This window comes from Microbacterium sp. Y355 (assembly GCF_059445345.1).
Genome location: NZ_JCAIUD010000001.1, coordinates 2,019,576 through 2,040,893, shown reverse-complemented (window position 1 = coordinate 2,040,893; position 21,318 = coordinate 2,019,576). Strand labels below are relative to the sequence as shown.

The window sequence follows — 21,318 nt, the reverse complement described above, 5'->3', positions numbered from 1 at the left end:
TGGAGGATGATCGACCTCGCTCTTCTCCGCGACCAGCCTGACCTCGTCCGCCGCTCGCAGGTGGCCCGTGGCAATGACGAAGGCACCGTCGACGCCGCGATCGAGGCTGACCGATCGCGCCGGGTGGCGCTTACCGCATTCGAAGAGTTGCGGGCAGAGCAGAACGCATTCGGCAAGCAGGTCGCCAAGGCTCCTAAGGACGAAAAGGCAGCTCTGGTCGCTCAGGTGAAAGAGCTCGCCGAGCGTGTCAAGCAGGCGCAGCAGGCGGCGAACGAGGCAGCGGATGCCGCGGCATCCGCTCTTGCTCGCATCGAGAACGTCGTGATCGATGGGGTGCCGGCCGGCGGCGAGAAGAACTTCGTCGAACTGCGCCGTGTGGGCGAGGCGCCGACCTTCGATTTCGAGCCCCGTGACCATCTTGAGATCGGTGAGATGCTCGGCGCGATCGACATGGAGCGTGGCGCGAAGGTGTCGGGGGCGCGGTTCTACTTCCTGCGCGGCATCGGCGCGCGCCTCGAGATCGCGCTGATGAATCTGGCGCTCGACAAGGCGCTGCAGCACGACTTCGTGCCGATGATCACACCGACACTGGTGCGTCCGGAGATCATGCAGGGCACCGGCTTCCTCGGCGAGCACGCCGATGAGGTCTACCACCTCGACAAAGACGACGATCTGTACCTCGTCGGCACCAGTGAGGTCGCGCTCGCCGGGTACCACAAGGACGAGATCGTCGACCTCACAGGCGGCGCACTGCGCTACGCCGGATGGTCGACCTGCTATCGCCGTGAGGCAGGGTCGTACGGCAAGGACACCCGCGGCATCATCCGCGTGCACCAGTTCAACAAGCTGGAGATGTTCGTTTACACGAACCCCGAGGACGCGGAGGCTGAGCACCTGCGTCTGGTCGCGTTGCAGGAGGAGATGCTGACTGCATTGGGCCTCTCGTACCGCGTGATCGACGTCGCAGCAGGCGACCTTGGCTCGAGCGCCGCTCGCAAGTACGACATCGAGGCGTGGGTTCCGACGCAGGGCGCGTTCCGCGAATTGACGTCGACCTCGAACTGCACCACGTTCCAGGCGCGTCGGCTTGATGTGCGTCACCGCCCGGATGCTGTGGATGGGGCTCCGGCCAAGACTCAGCACGTCGCCACGCTGAACGGCACGCTCGCGACCACACGCTGGATCGTTGCTCTGCTCGAGACGCATCAGCAGGCAGATGGCTCGGTCATCGTTCCTGAGGTGCTGCGCCCCTACCTGGGGGGTCTTGCGGTTATGGAGCCGACTACCCGGCCGCTCAATTCGTCGAAGGGTCAGGCATCGAAATGACTGCTCCCTGGCTCGTCGGCCTCGACGTCGACGGCACGATCATTCTGCAGGACGAAACCATGAGCCCTGGCGTGCCGGAGGCAGTCGCGCGTGTGCGGGATGCCGGCCACGTGGTGACGATCGCCACGGGGCGCAGTTGGATGGCCACCGAGCGCTGGGTGGATGCACTCGAGATCACTCCGGAGTTCGTCGTCTGCTCAAACGGTGCCGTCACGATGCGCCGTGTCGCGGATGCCTGGGAGCGCTGGCATGTCGAGGTCTTCGACCCGCGCACTGTGCTGACGCTGCTCACCGACCGACTGCCCGAAGCGCACTACATGGTCGAGCTCGAGTCCGGTCAGCGGCTGTTCACCGGCGAGATCGATGACTGGACGCTTGACGGGGGCAGGCAAGTGACCCTTGAGGAGCTGGGCGCTCAGCCGGTTTCTCGTGTCGTGGTGGTGTCGCCCGGCCATGATGAGGAAGACTTCCACGAGCTGGTGGCGGATGCCGGGCTTAACGAGGTTTCGTATGCGATCGGTTGGACGGCCTGGCTGGACATCGCACCGCAGGGTGTCGACAAGGGCACCGCTCTCGCGCGGGTTCATGCAGAACTCGGTATCAACGGCGGGCAGGTCTTCGTCGCCGGCGACGGGCGCAACGACATCGGCATGTTCGGCTGGTCGCTCAGTATCGGCGGTCGTGCGGTGGCGATGGGACAGGCGCCCGATGAAGTCAAGGATGCTGCTGGCGAGGTCACCGCAGACGTGGCAGAGGGTGGTCTCGCGCTCGCGCTGGACACTCTGTTGGTTCGTCCAGCGCCCGCTCAGGTCGAACCGGGAGAATGAAACCGGTTAGACTCGACCACTGATCGACAGATTCGTCTGTTGATGGAGGGCTGTCCGAGCGGCCGATGGAGCTGGTCTTGAAAACCAGTGGGCAGAAATGTCTCGTGGGTTCGAATCCCACGCCCTCCGCAGAGAACTGACTGCGGTACCCCCGCAGTCAGAGTGAAAGGTATCGAGTGAGCGAAAAGATCCGTCGCCGCAAGACCGTGGCGCGCCATGGGCAGTTGCGGTCTCCGGGCCCGATCAGTCAGCTCCTGAAGATCATCGGCATCGGCCTCGCGGTCGTTCTGGTCAGTGGGTTCGGCGTTGCGGCGTTCGTCGTCACTGATCTCAGCAACACCGTCAGCGCGAACGCAGTCGAGCTTGACGGCCAGGAATCAGCCCCGCCGAACATCAGCGAATACGAGGGTGGATTCGATCTGCTGCTGGTCGGCACCGACACCTGCGAAGAGGCATACGCGGAGTTGTTCGGCGACCGCTGTTCCGGTGCGGATTCTGAGGGCAACCTCAACGATGTGAACATTCTGATGCACGTCTCAGAGGAACCGCGACGTGTCACAGCGGTGAGTTTCCCGCGTGACCTCATGCTTCCGATCCCATCGTGCACGCGTGAGGACGGCAGCGAGACCTCGGCGATGAGCAAGCAGCCGCTCAACAGTGCCTACACGTATGGCGGCCTGAACTGCGTCGCGAAGACGGTCTCGCAGATTACCGGGCAGGACATCGAGTTCGCGGCATCCGTCACCTTCGGCGGCGTGATCGAGATCACCAACTCGATCGGCGGCGTCGATGTGTGCCTGGCCAGCCCGATCAAGGACTACCACACCGGTCTCGACATGGAAGCGGGCATCCACACTGTCTCCGGCCTGGAAGCTCTGCAGTTCCTGCGGACCCGTCACGGTGTCGGCGACGGCAGCGACCTGGGGCGCATCGGCAACCAGCAGCAGTACATGTCGAGCCTGGCCCGCAAACTCATCAGCGGCGAGGTGCTCGGAAACGTCCCCACCATGCTCCGCCTGGCGAACACTGCGCTGAGCAACCTCGAAGCGAGCACAACGCTGACGAATCCGATGACGATCGTGCAGGTCGCGCTCGCGCTCAAGGACGTGCCGTTCGAGGACATCGTTTTCCTGCAGTACCCGACCTTCGAGGACTCGTTCGACGCGAACAAGGTGGTCGCCGACACAGAATCGGCGCAGGCGATGTGGGATGCGATCAACGCAAACCAGCAGCTGCAGGTCACGCACGTGAACACCGACAACGAGGGCGTCATCATCGAGGAGACCGAGGTTCCGGTCGATGAGACGGCGACTCCAGATCCGAGTGTCATCGCTCTTCCCGACAGCATCAAGGGGAACTCCGCTGCTCAGGAGACCTGCTCCAACGGAAACGTTCGCTAGGACGACTCAGCCGGTCTGAGCTGCCGCGGCGCGAGGTGTCGCTGGTTGTCGGCTCCGCGCTTGTTTAGCGGCAATCTGTGACACCGGGTCCGGATGCCGGACGCGGGAGGTGTCGCTGGTTGTCGCCTCCGCGCGCGTTTGGCGGCAATCTGTGACACCTGGTCGGGTGGGGCGTGGGTGCGGGCCCAGGAGACCTGCTCAACGGCAACGTTCGCTACGACGGCTCAGCCGGTCGTGGAACGACGGATGACCAGCTCGGGCGGGAACACCGTCTGGCGAGGGATGCTGTCTGGGTCGTCCGCCTCTTCCAACACGATTCGCAGGGCCGTACGGCCGATCATCCGACTGGGCTGGCGGATCGACGACAGCGGCACTGCGGCGGCCGCGGCGAACGGGATGTCGTCGAACCCGATAATTGCGATCTCGTCTGGCACCAAGAGCTGACCGCCGGAGACAAGCGACTGCAGCAACCCGAGCGCGAGCAGATCGTTGGCCGCGAAGAGTGCATCCGGCCATTCGCGACGGGGCCGCGCGAGGATGCGGGCGCCGGCGGCGACACCCTCCTCGACGGTCATGGCCGATGTGGCGATGACCTCCAGGTCGACTCGCACGGAGGCGTTCTCGGCAGCGGCCCTCGCGCCAGCGAGACGGTCGTTCACCTGTCGGATGTCGAAGGGCCCGCCCACGAACGCGACTCGGCGGCGCCCTACTTCGATGAGATGTTCCACGGCAAGCCGCCCACCGGCGACGCTGTCGACCGAGACCGAGGAGAAGTTCCCGTCGCCGCTGAAACGATCGACGAGGACCGTGGCGATGCCACTGGAGCGGAAGCGACGCAGCTGCGTCATCACGTCGCCGTAGGGGGCGATCAGAAGGCCGCGCACCTGCTGCTCCTGAAACAGATCGAGGTAGACCTTCTCTCGGGAAGGGTTCTCATCGGTGTTTCCGTAAAGGATCGCGATCCCGTGGGCGGTGGCCTCGTCTTCCGCGCCGCGGACGACGTCGTTGTAGAACGGGTTCTGGCCGTCGAGTACGACGAAGCCGACCGTCGTGCTGGTGCCGGCTCGCAGTTTCCGGGCCGCATCGTTTCGCACATAGCCAAGCTCTTCGATCGCCAGGGTGACGCGCTGAACCGAATCTGCCGAGACCTCTTCTGGTCGGTTGAGAACGTTGGAGACGGTGCCGACGGAGACGCCGGCGCGCTGGGCGACATCGCGGATGCTCGCAGGCACGACCTCACCTCTCTTCGTCGATCGGATCACGATTCGGTTACCAGGGTGTTGACCTCCTGGCGTTCTTTCATACACTAGCTTGAAACCTACCTGAATCGATTCATGTAGATTCATCTTCAGATCAAAACGATCTACCTCAAGGGAGAGGACGCGCCAGTGGCCGTCGAAGACGACAAGCACAGCTCGCCGAGCGTGGCGCTGGAACTGCATCGCGTCGTGAAGTCCTTCGGCCCGGTTGTGGCGCTGCGCTCAGGCAGCCTGACATTGCACTCGCGGTCGATCCACGCGCTCATCGGTGAGAACGGCGCGGGGAAGTCGACCCTCGTGAAGATCATGGCGGGGTTGTATCGGCGTGACTCGGGGGACTTCCGCCTGCACGGTGAGCCGGTCGACTTCTCCAGCACGGCACAATCCAAGGCAGCCGGGATCGCGGTTATCTACCAGGAGCCGACGCTGTTCCCTGATCTCTCCGTCACCGAGAACATCTTCATGGGACGTCAGCCGACAAACGGCCTCGGGCGCATCGACCGCAAGGCGATGCGCCAGGAGGTCGAGCAGATCTTCCAGCGACTGGGAGTGACGCTTGACCCCGACCGGATCACCGACGGGCTGTCGATCGCCGATCAGCAGATCATCGAGATCGCCAAGGCGATCTCTCTCGATGCCAGCGTTCTCGTCATGGACGAGCCGACGGCTGCCCTCAGCGGCGTGGAGGTCGAGCGGCTCTTCGCTGTTGCACGAAGCCTGCGCGATGAAGGCCGCGCGGTGCTGTTCATCTCGCACCGCTTCGATGAGGTATTCGCGCTCTGTGACACCGTCACGGTGATGCGCGACGGCGCATACATCAGCACGACGCCGATCGTCGAGACCACCGTGGATGAGCTGGTGCGGCAGATGGTCGGCCGGGATGTCACCGAGCTCTTCCCCAAGCAGATTGTGCCGATCGGTGAGCCGTTGCTCGAGGTCGCCGCTCTCACGAGCCCTGGCGTCTTCCACGACATCTCGTTCACCGTACGAGCCGGTGAGATCGTCGCCCTCGCCGGGCTCGTCGGCGCCGGGCGCAGCGAGGTCGCCCGCGCCGTGTTTGGCGTCGACGCGTATCGGGAGGGCGAGGTGCGGATGCTGGGTGCGACGGTGCCGCGACGAAGCCCGACCGATGCCATGCGCGCCGGCCTCGCTCTCGTCCCCGAGGACCGTCGCAAGCAGGGGTTGGTGATCGAATCCGGTGTGGGTAGCAACATCACCATGGCGATCCGCGGTCAACTTGCGAAGTTCGGTCTGATCACCACGGGTATTGAGAACCGCGCCGCGAAGGAGTGGGCGAGCCGTCTTGAAGTCAAGACCCACGCACTCGACACGATCGCCTCGACCCTCTCCGGCGGAAATCAGCAGAAGGTGGTTCTCGCGAAATGGTTGGCGACGAATCCGCGCGTGCTCATCATCGATGAACCGACACGCGGCATCGACGTTGGCACCAAAGCCGAGGTGCACCGCCTGCTCTCGCAGCTCGCGGGTGAGGGCATGGGCATCCTCATGATCTCCTCCGAACTCCCCGAGGTGCTGGGGATGGCCGACCGGGTGCTCGTCATGCGTGAAGGCCGAATCACCGCCGAGATCGACCGCGCCGAGGCGACCAGTGAAAACGTCATGTTCGCCGCGACACACGCAACGGAGCTTCACTCGTGACCACAACCTCGATCTCGCGCACTGGGCTCGGCAAGACGCTGGGCGGCGTTGGCCGAGCGCGGGAGTTCGGCATCCTTATCGCCCTCGCCATTGTCGTCATCGCCGCGACCGTGAAGAATCCCAACTTCCTGTTCAGCTCGGACGGATGGCGCGACCTGCTGCTCACGCCGTCGATTCTCGTGCTGGTCGCGGTCGGCCAGGCGATCGTCATCATCACTCGCAACGTCGACCTTTCGGTCGGGTCGGTGATGGGCCTGACCGCGTATCTCACGGGCCGGCTCTTCATCGATATTCCCGGCATCCCCATCATCCTCGTCGTGCTCGCTGCCGTCATCTTCGGCGGGCTGCTCGGGCTGATCAACGGCGCGCTGGTCGCCTTCGCGAAGGTTCCTGCGATGGTGATCACTCTGGGCACGCTGTACGCCTATCGCGGCATTAACGTCCTCTGGGCCGGTAGTAGTCGGGTCAACGCCTCTGACATGCCCAAGGACTTCCTCGCGCTCGGTACTGCGCAGCTGGTCGGCATCCCGGTGCTCGCGATCATCGCGTTGATCGTGCTGGCCGCTGCTGCCTGGTACATGCGCAACACCCGGGGCGGTCGCGAGTACTACGCGATCGGTTCGGATCCTGCTGCGGCAGAGCTGTACGGGCTCAAAGTCACACGTCGTCTGCTGTCCGCCTTCGCGCTGTCTGGAGCCCTCGCGGGGCTCGCCGGGGTGTTCTACGCGGCCCGCTACGGTTCGGTCAGTTCGCAGGCCGGCGCCGGATGGGAGCTGGATGCCGTGGGTGCAGCCGTCATCGGCGGCATCGCGATCACCGGAGGCGTTGGCTCGGTCTGGGGCGCCGCAATCGGCGCCATGCTGCTGATGACCATCAACAGGGCGCTGCCCATCCTCGGCATCCAGGACTTCTGGCAGCGGGCTGTTGTCGGAGTGCTCATCATCGGCGCCATCGTGCTGGACCGAGTGCTCGCCGTCCGGCAGAAACGGCGGCTCATCGAGGCGAGGGACGAATCATGACCACGACATCCACCACCTCCACGATTCGCGTCATCCAGGACCACGGCCGCCCGCTGTGGCGTCGACTCCTGCTCACTCGCGAGGTCGCGATCATCGCGCTTCTCATCCTTGTGGTCGTCGTCGCATCGGTCACAGTGAAGGGGTTCGCGCAGCCGATCACCGTGAACTATCTGCTGCTCGACGTCGCGCCGATTCTGCTTATCGCGTTGCCGATGGCGCTGATCATGGTGACCGGCGAGATCGACCTTTCCGTGGGCAGCATGGTGGGCCTGGCGAGCGTCGTGACCGGTGTGCTCACGCACGCTGGTGCGCCTTTCGAAGTCGCTGCCCTCGCTGCCCTCACCGTCGGTGTGATCGGCGGCGCGATCAACGGATTCCTCGTCACCGTGGTCGGGCTGCCATCCCTGGCCGTCACGATCGGCACACTGGCGCTGTTCCGCGGACTCGCCGTCGGCCTGCTCGGCACCACGGCCGTCACCGACTTCCCGGAGCAGTGGACGGCGCTGGCCAAGGCGAAGATCGCCGGGACCACGATCCCGTACATCGTCATTCCATTCTTGATTCTGCTGGTGATCTTCGTCGTGCTGCTGCACTTCACGCCGTTCGGTCGAGGGATCTTCGCAATCGGCCTGTCGAAGGATGCTGCCCGGTTCTCCGGCGTGCATGTCGAGCGCACGAAGTTCATCCTGTTCGTGCTCGCCGGTGTTGTCTCCGCGTTTGCGGGAATCTTCTTCACCCTCCGCTTCGGTAGCGCGCGCGGCGACAACGCCACAGGACTGGAGCTCCAGGTCATCGCCGCTGTCGTCCTTGGCGGGGTGTCGGTGTTCGGCGGACGCGGTCAGCTGCACGGCGTCGTGGCCGCGGTTTTGCTGATCGGCGTGCTCGGAAGTTCGCTGCGCCTCGCGAACGTCACCTCTGATGTCATCAACATCATCACCGGTGGCCTGCTCGTCGCCTCCGTGGTTGCCGCCAGTCTTCTCGCCTGGGCGCAACGATCACGTGCCAAGGCGGGGCCTCCGCCTCGTCTCGCCGTCCCCTCGACCAGCTGAGGGTACTTCTCGCCGCCGGCATCCGTCTGTGGCAGTCCCAACGAAAGGAAGAACAATGAAGTTTGCACGTAAGCGCGTCACTGCGTTCGCGGCCGTCGCCGTCGCCGCGGCGCTGGCTCTGACCGGCTGTGCCGATACGAGCGGCGGAACCGGCGGTGGCGATACCGGTGGTGGGTCAGAGGGCGGCTCTGACAACCTCTCGATCACGTTCCTGCCGAAGAACCTCGGCAACCCGTACTTCGACACCTCCAGCAAGGGCGGCAAGGCCGCAGTCGAAGAGCTCGGCGGCACCTTCGCCGAGGTGGGTCCGGCGGAGGCCACACCCGATGCACAGGTCAGCTACATCAACACCGCCACGCAGCAAGGTGTCGGCGCTCTGGTCGTCTCGGCCAACGACCCGCAGGCGATCTGCGATGCGTTGAACGAGGCACGGGATGCCGGGATCAAGGTCGTGACCTTCGACTCCGACACCAACCCCGAGTGCCGCGACCTGTTCATCAACCAGGCCGATGCCGAGGGCATCGCAAAGGTCCAGGTCGACCTCATCGCCGACCAGATCGGCGGCGCAGGCGAGATCGCAGTGCTGTCCGCTTCGGCGAACGCGACGAACCAGAACGCCTGGATCGAGCTGATGGAGGCGTACCTCGCCAGCGACTACCCCGACATCACGCTCGTCGAGACGGTCTACGGCGACGATGATGACCAGACCTCCTTCGACAAGACGGCGGCTCTGCTGCAGACGCACCCCGACCTGAAGGGCATCATCTCGCCCACGACGGTTGGCATCGCAGCTGCGGCACGGTACCTGTCCACCTCGGACTACAAAGGCACGGTTGCTCTGACCGGTCTCGGCACGCCGAACCAGATGCGCGAGTACGTCGAGGACGGCACCGTCACCGCGTTCGCGCTGTGGAACCCGGAGGAGCTCGGCTACCTGTCGGCCTTCGCTGCGGCCGCTCTCATCGAGGGTGACATCACCGGTGCTGAGGGTGACACCTTCGAGGCGGGCGACCTCGGCGAGTACACGGTCGGCGCCGACGGCGTCGTGCTGCTGGGTGACCCGTACGAGTTCAACGCGGACAACATCGGCGACTTCGACTTCTGAGTCGAGATTGGGACGCCTCTGCTGCTTGCGCGGCAGGGGCGTCCTGCTCCGTGGGGGGGCGCCCCGATGTGGGAGGTGTCACTGGTTGTCGTCTCGATGCGGGTGCAGCGGCAATCTGCGACACCCGGCCGCCGCGCCGGGTGTGGGAGGTGTCACTGGTTGTCGTCTCCGTAGGTGTTTGGCGGCATTCTGCGACACCCGACACCCGACACCCGGCCCCTGCACTGGCGCTGGTCGCCGGACCCGACCAGATGCGGCTCAGCGCGGGTCGAAGCGCTGCGGCGGGTGGGTGCGGGCTACGAGCGCGCGCAGGTCCTCGAGTGACGCAGGAGTACCGTCCAGTGCGCGGGCCTGGACGAGCACGTTGCCCAGCGCGGTCGCCTCGACGGGGCCTGCCAGCACAGGAAGGCCTGAACGATCGGCTGTGGCCTGGCAGAGCAGACGATTGAGGGAGCCGCCACCGACGAGATGGATGCTGTCGAGCTCGCGCCCAGACAGATCAGCCGCGGTCTGCACGGCCGCGGCGAAGGCGGCGGCGATCGACTCCACGATCGTGCGCGCGAACGTAGCCCGATCCTCGGGAATCGGGGAACCCTGCGCACGCAGCACCGCGGCGATCCGGGCGGGCATGTCGCCGGGCGCGCTTAGCGAAGGATCGTTCGCGTTGAACAGCTCGACCTCCACGGCGACAGCGGATGCCGCGGCCAGGAGTTCTGGCAGGTCGATCGACGACCCGTCCTCTGCCTCCCACGTGCGCACGGTCTCGCTCAGAAGCCAAAGCCCGGTGACGTTGTGCAGGAACCGGTAGCGTCCGTCGACACCGAGCTCGTGGGTGAAGTTGGCCTCGCGCGCGGCATCCGTCAGGACGGGCTCGGTCAGCTCCACGCCGACCAGTCCCCACGTTCCGCATGAGATGTACGCCGCGTTCGGTGACGAGAGCGGGACCGCGACGATGGCGGATGCCGTGTCATGCGATCCGACCGCGATCACCGGAAGCTCCTTGCCGATGCGCTCCGCCAGCTCGGGGCGCAGCATCCCGAGCGTCGTGCCGGGATCGACGAGCGTCGGGAGCACCTCGGTCGATATGCCCAGGCGCTCAGCCAATTCCAGATCCCACTCGCCGGAACGGACGCCGAGGAGTCCGGTCGTGGACGCATTTGTGCGCTCTGCGACGCGCGCACCGGTGAGGAGGAATGCGACGAGATCGGGGATGAGAAGAGCTGCGTCAGCATCCGCCAACCGGTCGTCGACTCGGTATTGGTACAGCGTGTTGAACGGCAGGAACTGCAGACCGTTGCGGGCGTAGAGCTCCTCGAACGGCGCGATCTCGTGCACCTCGGCGACGCCCCGCTCAGAGCGTGAGTCGCGGTAGTGGAACGGTTGGGCGAGCAGCTTTCCATCCTGCAGCAGGCCGTAGTCGACTGCCCAGGAGTCGATGCCGATGCTCTCGATCTCGGGTTCGCGGCGCACCGCCTCGGCGAGCCCGTCGACGATGTTTTCGTAGAGCGCGTCGAAGTCCCAGTGCAGGCCGTCTTCGCGCTGGACGGGCCCGTTCGGGAAGCGTGTGACGAGCTCCAGATCGAGGGTTCCCGTGCCGACGCGCCCGATCATCACCCGCCCGCTGGTCGCACCGAGGTCGACGGCTGCGACGGCGCGCGGGCGTGTGCTGCTCATCGCAGGAACGCGGCCGCGACGCCGGAGTCGACCGGGATGTGCAGGCCCGTCGTGCGGGTCAGCTCTGGTCCGGTCAACACGAACACAGCATCCGCGACGTTCTCCGGAACGACCTCACGCTTGAGGATCGTGCGGTTCGCGTAGTACTGGCCGAGGTCCTCTTCGGCAACACCGTAGGTTGCGGCGCGGTTCGCGCCCCAGCCCGAGGCGAAGATGCCAGACCCGCGGACGACACCGTCGGGGTTGATGCCGTTGACGCGGATGCCGTGCTCACCGAGTTCGACGGCCAGCAGGCGCACCTGGTGCGCTTGGTCTGCCTTCGTGGCCGAGTACGCGATGTTGTTCGGGCCGGCGAAGACCGAGTTCTTCGACGAGATGTAGATGATGTCGCCGCCGAGCTTCTGGTCGATGAGCACGCGCGCTGCGGCCTTGGAGACGAGGAAAGAACCCTTCGCCATGACGTCGTGCTGAAGGTCCCAGTCCTTCTCGGTGGTCTCCAGCAGGGGCTTCGAGAGCGAGAGGCCGGCGTTGTTGACGACGAGGTCAACGCCACCGAAGGCGAGGACGGCGTCGTTGAGCGCGGCCTGTACGGCGTCGGCATCCGCGACGTTGGCAGCAACGCCGATCGCGACATCCGTGTTTCCGAGCTCGGCGGCAGCGGCCTGTGCCTTCTCGAGGTCGAGGTCGGCGACGACGACGCACGCGCCCTCGGCTGCGAGACGGGTGGCGATGGCCTTGCCGATGCCAGAGGCTGCTCCCGTGACGAAGGCGATGCGACCCTGGTGGGACTTCGGCTTCGGCATCCGCTGGAGCTTCGCCTCTTCCAACGCCCAGTACTCGATGTTGAACTTCTCGGCATCCGAGATGGGGGAGTAGGTGGAGAGCGATTCAGCGCCGCGCATGACGTTGATCGCGTTGACGTAGAACTCTCCGGCGACGCGGGCGGTCTGCTTGTTGGCACCATACGAGAACATGCCGACGCCGGGGATCAGGACGATCAGCGGATCGGCGCCGCGGATCGCGGGCGACTCGTCGGTCGCGTGCGCGTCGTAGTAGGCCTGGTAGTCGGCGCGGTACTCGGCGTGCAGTTCGCTCAGGCGGGCAAGCTGGTCCGAGATGGATGCCGTGGCCGGCAGGTCGAGGATGAGCGGCTTCACCTTGGTGCGCAGGAAGTGGTCAGGGCAGCTGGTGCCGAGCGCGGCCAACGCGGGTGCGTTCTCGGAAGCCAGGAAGTCGAGCACCTCGTCGGACTCGGTGAAGTGACCGACCATGGGCTTGTCGGTGGAGGCGATGCCGCGGATCGTGCCGGCGAGGGCCGCCGCACGCTCACGGCGCTCGGCCGGGGCTAGCGCTTCGAAACCGGCACGCACTCCGCCGAACGGCTGCGCTTTACCGTTTGCAGCGATGTATGCCTCGGCAGTGTCGATGATCCACAGCGAGTTCGCCTCTGCCTCTTCTGAGGTGTCGCCCCACGCAGTGATGCCGTGGCCGCCGAGGATCGTTCCGATCGCCTGCGGGTTCTGCTTCTTGATCTCCGAGATGTCGAGGCCGAGCTGGAAACCGGGGCGGCGCCACGGCACCCAGACGACCTTCTCGCCGAAGATCTTGGAGGTCAGCGCCTCACCGCCGGCCGCGGTGGCGATCGCGATGCCGGAGTCGGGGTGCAGGTGGTCGACATGCGCAGCATCCACCAGGCCGTGCATGGCGGTGTCGATCGAGGGGGCAGCTCCGCCCTTGCCGTGCAGGCAGTAGTCGAACGCGGCGACCATCTCATCCTCACGGTCGATGCCGGGGTAGACGTCGACGAGCGCGCGGAAGCGGTCGAGGCGCAGCACGGCCAGGCCCTGCTCCTTGAGCGTGCCGAGGTCGCCGCCGGAGCCCTTGACCCACAGCAGCTCGACCGGCTGGCCCGTCACGGGGTCGGTCTCCATGCCCTTGGCCGAGGTGTTCCCGCCGGCATAGTTCGTGTTCTTCGCGTCTGCGCCGAGACGGTTGCTGCGCGCGATGAGTGCGGCTGCGGTGGGGTTGGTCATGAGAGTTCCTTGTGTCAGTCGAGAGCTGTGTGCGAAGCGAGGGGCAGGCGAACGATGCGGGTGGCAAAACGGTCAATGGACAGCGTGGCTGCAGGGTCGTCCGGTCGGTTGAGGTGGCCGTGAGTCGTGCCGGGTTCTGTCGAAACGTCGATCTCGACTCCGGCATCCGCCAGCGAACGCGCGAAGGCTTCACCGGAGACGCGGAGCTCGTCTGTCTCGTCGTTGATCATGATCGTTGTAGGGAATGCAGCGAGCTGGGCAGCTGAGGCTGTGCCGGCGATCGCGTAGACATCCGCCTCCGAGACCGGGCCGCCCACGTAGTTCTCGTACATGCCGAGCACGGCCGCCGGGCCGAAGTGATCAGCCTCTGGGTTCGCATTGAGCAGTGAACGCAGCGCCGCATCCGGGGCATCCTGCTCTGCTTGCAGTGTCGGATAGGCGAGCACGGCCAGGCTGGGCACGGACCAGCCGTCGTGCGCGAGGCGCAGCGCCGCACCGGCCGCAAGGTTGCCGCCCGCACTGGCTCCGCCGATCGCCCACGGGCCGACGGCGAGGCCGGATTCCGTCGCCCACCGGAAGGCGTGGACGACCTCGTCATGCGGCACCGGATAGTGCACAGCTGGGGCGAGGCGGTACTCGACGCTCACCACGACGATGCCGCGGTCGGCGAAGGCGCGGCTGACCCAGTCGGCCTCCGGCATGTCGAGGTCACCAGCAGCGAATCCGCCGCCGTGCACCCAGACGAGTCCGTGACCCGTCGGGGTGGCTGGCGCGTACACGCGCACCCTGAGCGGGCCGTGTGGCCCGTCCAGGATCCGTTCGGTGACCTCGATGCCGGTGGTCATCGACTTACGCGCCCCAACCGGCCTGGACGCCGCCGACGCGATCGGCCGCGATCTTCTCCTGGTAGCCGGATGCCGCGTACGCTGCCATCGGGTCGCCGGCGAGGCCGCGGGACTCACGCCATTCGGCCAGCGCCGGACGCACGTCAGTGTAGAAGGCGTCCATGAACACGGCGTTCGCCGCGAGCACGTCGCCCGACTTCTGGGCGGCGGTGAGAGCATCCTTGTCGACGAGCAGCGCGCGCGCCGTCATCTCTTGCACATTCAGCACCGAGCGGATCTGACCGGGGATCTTGTCCTCGACGTTGTGGCACTGGTCGAGCATGAAGGCCACGTCGGGGTTGTTCAGGCCGCCGCCACGGATGACTTCGAAGAGGATGCGGAAGAGCTGGAACGGGTCGGCGGCACCCACGATGAGGTCGTCGTCGGCGTAGAAGCGCGAGTTGAAGTCGAACGATCCAAGCTTGCCGAGGCGCAGCAGCTGCATAACGATGAACTCGATGTTCGTGCCGGGGGCGTGGTGGCCGGTATCCAGGCACACCATCGCCTTGTCGCCGAGCGCGCTCACCTGAGCGTACGAAGTACCCCAGTCCGGAACATCGGTGTGGTAAAAAGCGGGCTCGAAGAACTTGTACTCGAGCACCAGGCGCTGGTCGTCGCCGAGGCGTGCGTAGATCTTCTGCAGCGACTCCTGCAGGCGGTCCTGGCGGCCACGGAGGTCGGCCTGGCCCGGGTAGTTCGACCCCTCGGCAAGCCAGATCTTCAGGTCACGGCTGCCAGTGGCATCCATCACGTCGATGCACGCGAGGTGATGGTCGATCGCCTTTGTGCGGACCGCGGCATCTTCGTGGGTGAGGGCGCCGAACTTGTACTCGTCGTCCTGGAATGTATTGGAGTTGATCGTGCCCAGGGCGACGCCGAGGTCTTCGGCATGCTTGCGGAGGTCGTCGTACGAGTCGACGAGATCCCACGGGATGTGCAGCGCGACCGACGGGGCGAGGGCGGTGTACTTGTGCACCTGCGCGGCATCCGCGATCTTCTCCCACGGGTCGCGGGGGGTGCCGGGAGTGCCGAACACCTTGAACCGGGTGCCGGAGTTGCCGAAGGCCCAGCTCGGGAGTTCGATGCCCTGCTTCTCGAGATCGGGGGTGATGGAGTCGAACGTCGTCGTCATGGGTGCTCTCCTTGTGCGTGCTCCGGCGAAACTGAATCGATTCAATCCCTGCCTTCTCGGAATATTAGCCGCTCATACGGGAGGCGTCAATCTGCGAGAAGGTGCGTACCTATGATGGTGTCAGCGCATCGCGCGAGCAGGTGGAGGAGACAGCATGGCCGGTCCGGTGGGAATACGTGAGGTGGCCGCACAGGCGCGTGTGTCAGTGGGGACGGTGTCCAATGTTCTCAACAAGCCCGACCTCGTCTCCAAAGACACGCGCGAACGCGTGTTCGCGACGATGGACGAGCTCGGCTTCGTCCGCAACGATCTCGCCCGACAGCTCAAGATGGGCGGCGGCACGACGCTGGGCATGATCGTCCTCAACGTCGCCAACCCGTTCTTCGGCGACCTGTCTCACGCGTGCGAGGCCGCTGCCGAAGTCCGAGGGCACACGGTGATCTTCGGTAGCAGCGATCAACTCGGCGATCGTGAGGATCGCTACATTGATCTCTTCGAGGAACAGCGCGTTCAGGGCATGATCATCGCACCCCTGGATGGTCCGACCGAGCGAATCGCTCGCCTGATTCGCCGAGGAATGCCGGTGGTTCTTTTCGATATTCACGCCTCCGGTGACGGAGACTTCTGCTCCGTAGCGCTCGATGGCTCGGCCGGCGGCTATCTCGCGACACGCCATCTCCTCGAGACCGGGCGTCGCCGGATCACCTTCCTCGGTGGGCCGCTGCATCAGGTCGAGGACCGGTGGGACGGAGCCCAACGTGCAGTCGCCGAGTTCGGGGATGCCACTCTGACTCACCTCAACACGATTGATCAGACGATCGCCAACGGGCGCGCCATCGGCGATCAGATCGCCGCTATGCCTGCCGACACCCGCCCGGATGCGGTGTTCGCCGCGAACGATCTGCTGGCGCTCGGAATGATGCAGTCGCTCGTGATCGCCGATGGCATCCAGATCCCGCGTGATATCGCCATCGTCGGATACGACGACATCGACTACGCGGCCTCCGCGATCGTTCCGTTGACCACGGTGCGTCAGCCGAAGGAAGCGCTCGCAAATGAGGCAGTGCGCCTGGTCCTGGACCATGCGGCGAACGCAGACACCCACGTGCACGTGCACTCGCTGCTCCCGCCTGAGCTCGTGGTGCGCGCCAGCACAGGCTGACGGCGCCACTCACCACGTCGGACGCGTGGTGCTGCAACCCACCTCGCCGAGGTGGAAGGCGAGTGGCGCATCCATCTGCGTGGACACGGTCGAGTAGGCGGTCTCTTTCTGAGCACGCACGCGGACGCCGACCTCGACGGACTCGAGTGATGTTTGCGCTGCGAGTTGCGATACGTCGACGGTGACGCGATTCCACCCCGCCGGCCAGATCCGGTGAGTGCTCTCGGCGACGCTGCCGTCGGCACCGCGGACGCGGATGACGGATTCGAAATCCCGTGCGGGGTTCGGAAGGCAGAGATCGAACGTGGCGTAAACGAAAGTGGTATCCGCGCGTTCGTCCGCAGCATCCGGCACAGGGAGCCGCGCGAGCAGGGCGCTGCCTTGACCAACGACTCCCGGCGGCGTGGGCTGCGTACCCTGCACGAGGAGGACGCGTCCAGACGGCTGCTCATGCGGCACGGGCATGCACTGCAGACCGTCGAGGATGCTCACGACCGCGACGTTGTTGTCTAAGACAGCGACCGCGTCTTGATCGATCGCGTGCGTCAGCCAATCGTGTTCGCCCAAGACATCGGGAGAGGGCGCCGGACGGAACGGCGGATGCAGGGCCGCGTGTTCCGGCCGCTCGCCGCGCGGAGCGCGAAGCACAGCGACCGTGCGTGTGTGCCAGCCGGCCCCGAGCACCTCCTCCGTGCACCCCGGCAGCCGCAGGGTCGCCTCAGCACCGACCGGAACAGTGAGCTCGACCAGGGCGGACGTCCCTTCGATGCGATAGCGAAGCTCGACCGTGCCGCGCACAGTGTGGGTGTCGAGGGACAGCACATCGACGCCGTCGACGAACTGCGGGGCGACCTCGAACCGTGACCATGCCGGGCCGGTCGGGCGAACACCCGCGAGCGATTGCCACGCCCACCCCGCGATCGGGCCGCCGAGTCCGATGTGGTCGAGCGATCCGGTGCCGGTATTGGTCGGATCGATCCACCAGCATTCCCAGAATGTCCCCGGTCCGTGGTCGAGCATCGCTCCGATCCCCGGCTCCTCGGGCTGATGCAGCGCGTCGAAGATCGTCTGAGAGTGTCCGGTGCCCGCCAGAGCGCGCACCACCGTGCGCGTAGTCGCAAATCCGCTGGAGAATCTGCCTCCGCGATCGTGGATGTCCCAGGCGATGCGTCCGGCCGCGCGTTCCGCATCGGACTCGACGACGGCGCCGGACTCGATCGCGATCGAGTCGGCTCCCTGGGTGCCGTTGCCGAATACGTCGCGGTCGGCATCGTAAAACGTGTCGATCATGGCGCGGCGGAGACCATCAGCCTGCGTGCGGCGCGCGGCGGCCGCGCCCGGATCACCGAAGTCCTCCTCGAGTGTCGCCAGCGACTCAAGGCAGTCGATGACGGCGCCGGTGTGGTGCAACTCCGGCGGAGTCTGCACCAGTGCGAGCCAGTCGGAGCCATAGCTGATTGCGGCGTCGCCGATGATGCCGTCCTCGTTGCGCAGTGTCAACAGATAGTCCGCCCAGCGCCGCACGGCGGGGAGCGTCTCGCGGAGCACGCGCGCGTCGCCGTAGTGCAGCCAGTGGCCGAACAGAACCCGCGGGAGCGCGGCGCCCCAGACCGGATCCGGGCTGATCCGCGGCAGGCGCAGATCGGGGGAGATCGCCGGGATGCTGCCGTCCTGCTGCTGGCTCGTCCGCAGGTCGGCGAGCCACTTGGTGAAGAAGGACTGCATGTCGAACGCCGAGAAAGAGAACTCTGCGGCGGAGGCGGTGTCGCCGGTCCATCCCGCCTGTTCGCGGGTGGGGCAGTCCTCGGGAATGCCATGCAGGTTGTTGCGCAGTGTTCGCCGCGCCGCCCGTGTGAGCGCGTTCACCTCGAGATCGTCAGTGGTGAGATCGCTGATCTCGTCGACGTGGCTGTGCACGCTCCATGCCTCGACGGAGATCTCGGCGTCCACGGGGAGTCCGAGGATTTCCACGTAGCGGAAGCCGTGAAAGGCGAACCACGGCTCGAGCACCGAAGGCGTGACATCCACGGCGTACTCGACGACTTGGCGCACGCGCCCCGCATCCGTCGGCATCGTGAGGTTGGTGGTGTCGAGGCGGCCGTCCTCGTCGAGATGCTCACCGTGAACGACCCTCACGATGGTGCCGATGGGGACAGGGGAGGCAACGTGCACGCGCGTGCGACCGGCGATGTTCTCTCCAACGTCAAAGACGCGCACGTTCGCTGCGCGAGCGAGCTCTGTCACCGGATGCTCCGCGACGCTGTGCAGCGGCGGTGAGGGGTCGGGCGCGACCTCGCTCGGAGGAAACGGGAAGGCATCCGTCGTGAGCACGCGCAGAGCGGCCGCAGGACCGAACGCCTGCGCATCCTCGGCGCATCGGTGGCGTTCGAGGTAGAACGGCTCGTCATGGGTGACCTCGCTCGCCGCGGCGAGCAGGTCGCTTCCGGTGCCGACGCGGACGGCGGTGCCGTCCTCCGTGACGGCGACGAGTTCTGCGAGAAGGTGCGGGTCTTCTCCGGTTCTTTCCCACTCGCCCAGCCCCATCGCGAAGTCGATGACGTTGTCGCCGACGCTCACCAGATCGGTTACATCGTAGGTCCGATACAGCGCCCTCTCGCGGTCGGTGCGTGAAGGATCGGAGGCATCCGCATTGACAGGGACAGTGTTTACCGCTGCCCGCACGAGGCCCTGCGCGGTCAGGTGGAGGCGGGCGCGGGTCACCGGGGCATCGAGCGTGAATGTTCGACGCAGTGTCATCAGCGGCGGATGCGCGACCCAATCGGCTGCCCAGTCGTCGAGCTGCCACGGGCCAGTCTCGCAGCGTGCTGGCTCGGTCCACGCAGACCAGGCACCGGTCTCATCGCGAACACGCACGGTCCAGTGGCACAGGATATTCGGGTCGAGTGCAACGCCGAGTTCCACGAACCCGGCAGCATCGCGGACCTCGCCGCTGTCGAACAGGACCGGTGTGTCGTCGTCGCGCGGGTCGAACGGAGCCAGACACAGGCGCACTCTGAACGCAGTCTGGTGCTGCCGGTCGCGAACGAGAGGAACCACCCAGGACAGGCGGGGACGTCGTTCAGAGGCGAGTGTGACGAAGCGGTCACCGGCGCGGGAGGCATGGCGACCATCCACACGCAGGGAGGTCGGTGTCGGACTGTGCACTGCGGCTCCTTCGCCTGGCGGACAGGGGTTCCTGCACGAAAATCACTCCCGTGCGCTGGCGGCGTATCCTCACGGTATCCGACCCAAATCAGACCATGGCTTGACAAGGATCTGGAACTCGCCAATCATAGCCTGAAAGGTTTCAATTTCCGAGTGCGCGAGATTTTCATTGCCGCACGCTCATTGAAACCCCTAAGCCATAACCAATGAAAGGAAAGCTGACAATGAGGTCAACCACAGCGAAAAAGACACTTCGCGCAGCTGCGGTACTCGCGGGAGCAGCACTGCTTCCCGCGCTCGCCGCATGCGGGGGCGGTGCCGCTACCGGCGGTGGCGAGGCCGGTGAAGTCGAGGGCAGCTCGATCATCCTCAACACCATCACCGGGCTCGAGCCCCAGTTCCAGGAGTACGCCGACGCGTACATGGAGGCGTTCCCCGAGCGCAAGGTCGAGGTGCGCAGCACCACCGACGATGCCGCAGAGTACGCACAGGGGTTGGCAACGGCGCGGCTGAGTGGCGAGGTGCCTGACGTCTTCTTCAACGTGGACTTCCTCGCAGACACGCTGGCGACGAACAACGTCACGCTCGACATGACGCAGGGGCTGAAGGACGGCAAGCTCGGCGACCTCGATGCGGATTCGTTCCTCCCGCAGTTCGTCGGCCAGTACCGCCCCATCGACAACCCCGAACAGATCACCGGGCTCCCCGTGAGCGCCGACTCTGTGGGTCTTTACTACAACAAGACCGCCTTCGAGAAGGCCGGCGTCACCGAATATCCTGAGGCCGATTGGACCTGGGACGACATGTATCGGGTCGCCGAGGAAATCCGAGCGAACAGTGGTGGAACCGTCACCGGTCTCGCTGCTCCGCTCCGGGATGGGTCTGAACAGATCGTTTTCGGCCCCGTCATCGAGGCGTTTGGCGGAAGCGTGTACGACCCGGAGACCAACAAGTCCAGCATCGGACAGCCCGAAGCGCTGAAGGCATGGGAGTTGCTCCTGAGCGCTTATGGAACGGCATCCGGCGAGTACACGACGACAACCGATGACCCGACGCTCAAGTTCGACTCGGGCAACGTCGCCATGGCAATCGCGTCGCGCGGTGCCGCACCTGGCCTCAAGCAGACGATGCCGGACGACAACTGGGACGTTCAGGTTCTGCCCACCATCGACGGCAATTCGACGGCGGGCGGCGGCTCCTACGGACTCTCCATTGCTCAGACCAGCAAGAGCCAGGATGCCGCGTGGGCATTCCTGAGCTGGTTCTATGACACCGACGCCGGCATGAAGGTCGCGCAGGAAGTCGGCGGGGTTATCCCTCCCACCGATGACGGCATCGACAACGGCATCTGGAAGGACGGCACCCCGCCGCCCGCCAACATCGAGATCTTCGGCGAGTCCGCACGCACTGCAGTGCTCCTCACTCAGATGCCCGGCTCCTCTTCCTCGACGCTGACCGAGGCGACAAAGAAGGCGACGCAGGAAGTTCTGCTGAACGGGAAGTCCGTCGAAGAGGCTTTCGGCGAGGCTGAGCAGACCGTCAACGACGCCATCGAGAAGCAGAGCAAGTAGCCCGAAATTCAGGGTGGGGCGCCCGCGCTCCGCCCTGGATCCCGATCATCGGA

General features: G+C 65.6%; 15 protein-coding genes and 1 tRNA gene. 10 read left to right on the top strand and 6 right to left on the bottom strand.

Annotated features, from left to right (window positions below; translation table 11 throughout):
• Positions 1–6 precede the first annotated feature (6 nt).
• The 4 genes from serS to AC1C2O_RS09805 all read left to right on the top strand — a co-directional run bounded on the left by serS (position 7) and on the right by AC1C2O_RS09805 (position 3,553).
• On the top strand, positions 7–1,326 hold the full coding sequence (serS, locus tag AC1C2O_RS09820) for a serine--tRNA ligase (protein WP_495430250.1): 1,320 nt from the start codon (positions 7–9) through the stop codon (positions 1,324–1,326).
• Positions 1,323–2,153 (top strand): HAD family hydrolase, encoded by an 831-nt coding sequence (locus AC1C2O_RS09815; RefSeq protein WP_495430249.1) that lies wholly within the window; start codon positions 1,323–1,325, stop codon positions 2,151–2,153. The genes serS and AC1C2O_RS09815 overlap by 4 nt, the downstream gene beginning before the upstream one ends.
• Positions 2,154–2,197: 44 nt before the next feature.
• Positions 2,198–2,282 (top strand) — tRNA-Ser (locus tag AC1C2O_RS09810).
• A gap of 47 nt (positions 2,283–2,329) precedes the next feature.
• Positions 2,330–3,553: an LCP family protein gene (locus tag AC1C2O_RS09805; RefSeq protein WP_495430248.1), complete on the top strand. Its 1,224-nt coding sequence runs from the start codon at positions 2,330–2,332 to the stop codon at positions 3,551–3,553.
• 224 nt (positions 3,554–3,777) lie between these two features.
• On the opposite strand, the gene AC1C2O_RS09800 is transcribed toward AC1C2O_RS09805, so the two are convergent.
• Positions 3,778–4,785 (bottom strand): LacI family DNA-binding transcriptional regulator, encoded by a 1,008-nt coding sequence (locus AC1C2O_RS09800; protein ID WP_495430247.1) that lies wholly within the window; start codon positions 4,783–4,785, stop codon positions 3,778–3,780.
• 156 nt (positions 4,786–4,941) lie between these two features.
• On the opposite strand from AC1C2O_RS09800, the gene AC1C2O_RS09795 reads away from it, so the two are divergent.
• The 4 genes from AC1C2O_RS09795 to rhaS are packed head-to-tail and all read left to right on the top strand — an operon-like array spanning position 4,942 to position 9,644.
• Positions 4,942–6,471 (top strand): sugar ABC transporter ATP-binding protein, encoded by a 1,530-nt coding sequence (locus tag AC1C2O_RS09795; RefSeq protein WP_495430246.1) that lies wholly within the window; start codon positions 4,942–4,944, stop codon positions 6,469–6,471.
• Positions 6,468–7,490, top strand: coding sequence for an ABC transporter permease (locus tag AC1C2O_RS09790; RefSeq protein WP_495430245.1), 1,023 nt, complete (start codon positions 6,468–6,470; stop codon positions 7,488–7,490). The genes AC1C2O_RS09795 and AC1C2O_RS09790 overlap by 4 nt, the downstream gene beginning before the upstream one ends.
• A complete protein-coding gene (locus AC1C2O_RS09785; RefSeq protein WP_495430244.1) occupies positions 7,487–8,539 on the top strand; it encodes an ABC transporter permease in 1,053 nt (350 codons plus the stop codon). Before AC1C2O_RS09790 ends, AC1C2O_RS09785 begins: the two co-directional genes overlap by 4 nt.
• Before the next feature lie 55 nt (positions 8,540–8,594).
• Positions 8,595–9,644, top strand: a complete 1,050-nt coding sequence (gene rhaS, locus AC1C2O_RS09780; RefSeq protein WP_495430243.1) for a rhamnose ABC transporter substrate-binding protein — start codon at positions 8,595–8,597, stop codon at positions 9,642–9,644.
• 258 nt (positions 9,645–9,902) lie between these two features.
• Here the strand turns inward: rhaS and AC1C2O_RS09775 are convergent, their stop codons facing one another.
• From AC1C2O_RS09775 to rhaI, 4 genes are read right to left on the bottom strand one after another with little or no spacing between them, the layout of a single operon-like run.
• The gene (locus AC1C2O_RS09775; RefSeq protein ID WP_495430242.1) at positions 9,903–11,318 is read right to left on the bottom strand and encodes a rhamnulokinase; all 1,416 of its coding nucleotides are present in this window, start codon (positions 11,316–11,318) and stop codon (positions 9,903–9,905) included.
• Positions 11,315–13,351, bottom strand: coding sequence for a bifunctional aldolase/short-chain dehydrogenase (locus tag AC1C2O_RS09770; protein ID WP_495430241.1), 2,037 nt, complete (start codon positions 13,349–13,351; stop codon positions 11,315–11,317). Before AC1C2O_RS09770 ends, AC1C2O_RS09775 begins: the two co-directional genes overlap by 4 nt.
• Before the next feature lie 14 nt (positions 13,352–13,365).
• Positions 13,366–14,196 (bottom strand): alpha/beta hydrolase, encoded by an 831-nt coding sequence (locus AC1C2O_RS09765; RefSeq protein ID WP_495430240.1) that lies wholly within the window; start codon positions 14,194–14,196, stop codon positions 13,366–13,368.
• 4 nt (positions 14,197–14,200) lie between these two features.
• Positions 14,201–15,367, bottom strand: coding sequence for an L-rhamnose isomerase (gene rhaI, locus AC1C2O_RS09760; protein ID WP_495430239.1), 1,167 nt, complete (start codon positions 15,365–15,367; stop codon positions 14,201–14,203).
• Between the two features lie 154 nt (positions 15,368–15,521).
• On the opposite strand from rhaI, the gene AC1C2O_RS09755 reads away from it, so the two are divergent.
• A complete protein-coding gene (locus AC1C2O_RS09755) occupies positions 15,522–16,529 on the top strand; it encodes a LacI family DNA-binding transcriptional regulator (RefSeq protein WP_495430238.1) in 1,008 nt (335 codons plus the stop codon).
• Positions 16,530–16,538: 9 nt separating this feature from the next.
• Here the strand turns inward: AC1C2O_RS09755 and AC1C2O_RS09750 are convergent, their stop codons facing one another.
• On the bottom strand, positions 16,539–19,694 hold the full coding sequence (locus AC1C2O_RS09750) for a family 78 glycoside hydrolase catalytic domain (protein WP_495430237.1): 3,156 nt from the start codon (positions 19,692–19,694) through the stop codon (positions 16,539–16,541).
• Between the two features lie 224 nt (positions 19,695–19,918).
• Between AC1C2O_RS09750 and AC1C2O_RS09745 the strand changes: the two genes are divergently transcribed.
• The gene (locus AC1C2O_RS09745) at positions 19,919–21,265 is read left to right on the top strand and encodes an ABC transporter substrate-binding protein (protein WP_495430236.1); all 1,347 of its coding nucleotides are present in this window, start codon (positions 19,919–19,921) and stop codon (positions 21,263–21,265) included.
• Positions 21,266–21,318: the final 53 nt, after the last annotated feature.